The organism is Pseudomonas sp. Au-Pse12, assembly GCF_021341665.1.
In the GTDB taxonomy this organism is placed as follows: domain Bacteria; phylum Pseudomonadota; class Gammaproteobacteria; order Pseudomonadales; family Pseudomonadaceae; genus Aquipseudomonas.
In genome coordinates, this window is the sequence record NZ_JAJTTH010000031.1 from 1 (window position 1) to 2,973 (window position 2,973).

Here is a 2,973-nt window from a genome sequence, read left to right on the forward strand (position 1 = left end):
CGTGGTGTACACCGCTTCGGTGTCTGCACCAGTCACCGGTTCACCGGTTGTGGTGACCCTGTCCAACGGTCAAACCATCACTATCCCGGTTGGCGAAAGCCATGGTTCGGTGAATTTCACCGCGCCAAACGATGCCTTGGCGGGTGGCAGCTCCCTGAGCACCACCATCACCAAGGCCGACGGTGGTAATTACGAGAAGCTGGAGATCAACGACAAGCCAGCTGAAACCAGCGTTACTGATACGCCAGATACCACCACTCTGAGCCTCACGGCGACTGACTCCGTGGCCGAGGGCGGCTCCATCGTCTATACCGCAACACTGAGCAACGCTGCTGGCACTCCAGTAACCGTGACATTGAGCAACGGTGCGGTAATCACCATCGCTGCCGGTGCCACTTCCGGCACCGCTACCGTCGCGGCTCCAGCGGATGACGTCTATAAAGACGCCGGCAAAGTCGAAGCCACCATCACTAAGGCTGAAGGCGGCAACTTCGAGCATCTGGAAACCAACCCTGCTCCGGCTGTCACGGATGTCACCGACACCATCGATACCAGCACCGTTTCCCTGACGGCTACGCCGAGCGTCGCCGAAGGCGGCATTGTGGTGTACACCGCTTCGGTGTCTGCGCCAGTTACCGGCTCGCCGGTGGTGGTAACCCTGTCCAACGGCCAGACCATCACCATCCCAGTTGGTGAGTCTTCCGGCACCGTGAATTTCACCGCGCCTAACGATGCACTGGCAGGTGGCAGCTCCTTGAGCACCACCATTACCAAGGCTGACGGTGGTAACTACGAGAAGCTGGATATTAATGACAAGCCGGCCGAAACCAGCGTTACCGATACGCCGGACACCACGACGCTGAGCCTCACAGCTACCGATTCCGTAGCAGAAGGCGGGTCCATCGTTTACACCGCTACCTTGACCAACGCTGCCGGTACTCCGGTCACCGTAACCTTGAGCAACGGTGCCGTAATTACCATCGCAGCGGGCGCCACTTCCGGCACTGCTACCGTCGCTGCTCCAGCGGATGACGTCTATAAAGACGCCGGCAAAGTCGAAGCCACCATCACCAAGGCTGAAGGCGGCAACTTCGAGCATCTGGAAACCAACCCAGCGCCGGCCGTCACTGACGTCACTGACACCATCGATACCAGCACTGTTTCGTTGACCGCCACGCCGAGCGTCGCTGAAGGCGGCATTGTCGTTTACACCGCTTCGGTGTCCGCACCTGTGACTGGTTCGCCGGTTGTGGTGACCCTGTCCAACGGTCAAACCATCACTATCCCGGTTGGCGAAAGCCATGGTTCGGTGAATTTCACCGCTCCAAATGATGCTCTGGCAGGCGGTAGCTCTCTGAGCACCACCATCACCAAAGCGGACGGCGGTAACTACGAGAAGTTGGAGATCAACGACAAGCCAGCCGAGACCTCGGTTACAGACACTCCGGATACAACCACTCTGAGCTTGAGCGCTACTGACTCGGTGGCCGAAGGTGGTTCCATTGTCTACACCGCCACCTTGAGCAACGCCGCTGGCACTCCGGTCACCGTGACATTGAGCAACGGTGCCGTGATTACTATCGCTGCTGGTGCCACTTCGGGCACTGCTACCGTCGCTGCGCCTGCTGATGACGTCTATAAAGACGCCGGCAAAGTCGAAGCCACCATCACCAAGGCTGAAGGCGGTAACTTCGAGCATCTGGAAACCAACCCTGCTCCAGCCGTGACTGACGTCACTGACACTATCGATACGTCGACTGTCAGCCTGACCGCTACACCAAGCGTCGCTGAAGGCGGCATCGTCGTTTACACCGCTTCGGTTTCGGCACCTGTGACTGGTTCGCCGGTTGTGGTGACCTTGTCCAACGGTCAAACCATCACCATTCCAGTCGGCGAATCCTCCGGCACCGTCAACTTCACCGCGCCTAACGATGCACTGGCTGGCGGTAGCTCCCTGAGCACCACCATTACCAAAGCCGACGGCGGTAATTACGAGAAGTTGGAGATCAACGACAAGCCAGCTGAAACCTCGGTTACCGATACACCAGACACCACCACTCTGAGCGTAACGGCCACCGATACCGTGGCTGAGGGCGGGTCGATTGTTTACACCGCTACGCTGACCAATGCCGCTGGCACTCCGGTCACCGTGACATTGAGCAACGGTGCGGTGATTACTATCGCTGCCGGCGCCACTTCGGGCACTGCGACCGTCGCGGCTCCAGCTGATGACGTCTATAAAGACGCCGGCAAAGTCGAAGTCACCATCACCAAGGCAGAGGGTGGCAACTTCGAGAACCTGGAGACCAACCCTGCTCCAGCCGTGACTGACGTCACTGACACCATCGATACGTCGACTGTCAGCCTGACCGCTACGCCGAGCGTCGCCGAAGGCGGCATTGTCGTTTACACCGCCTCCGTGTCTGCACCAGTCACCGGTTCTCCGGTCGTGGTGACCCTGTCCAACGGACAGACCATCACCATTCCAGTCGGCGAATCCTCCGGCACGGTGAATTTCACCGCGCCAAACGACGCCCTGGCAGGCGGTAGCTCCCTGAGCACCACCATCACCAAGGCTGACGGTGGTAACTACGAGAAGCTGGAGATCAACGACAAGCCAGCCGAGACCTCGGTTACAGACACTCCGGATACCACCACTCTGAGCCTGAGCGCTACTGACTCGGTAGCAGAAGGCGGCTCGATTGTTTACACCGCTACGCTGACCAATGCCGCTGGCACTCCTGTCACCGTGACCCTGAGCAACGGTGCGGTAATCACTATCGCTGCCGGTGCTACTTCCGGCACTGCTACCGTCGCTGCCCCGGCCGATGACGTCTATAAGGACGCCGGCAAGGTTGAAGTCACCATCACCAAGGCCGATGGCGGCAACTTCGAACACCTGGAAACCAACCCAGCGCCGGCCGTCACTGACGTCACCGACACCATCGATACCAGCACCGTTTCGTTGACCGC

1 protein-coding gene is annotated in these 2,973 nt (G+C 59.3%); it reads left to right on the plus strand.

Annotated elements, in window-relative coordinates:
* Positions 1 to 2,973: immunoglobulin-like domain-containing protein (locus LXM55_RS32255; RefSeq protein ID WP_325169930.1), on the plus strand; the 2,973-nt coding region annotated here is incomplete at both ends.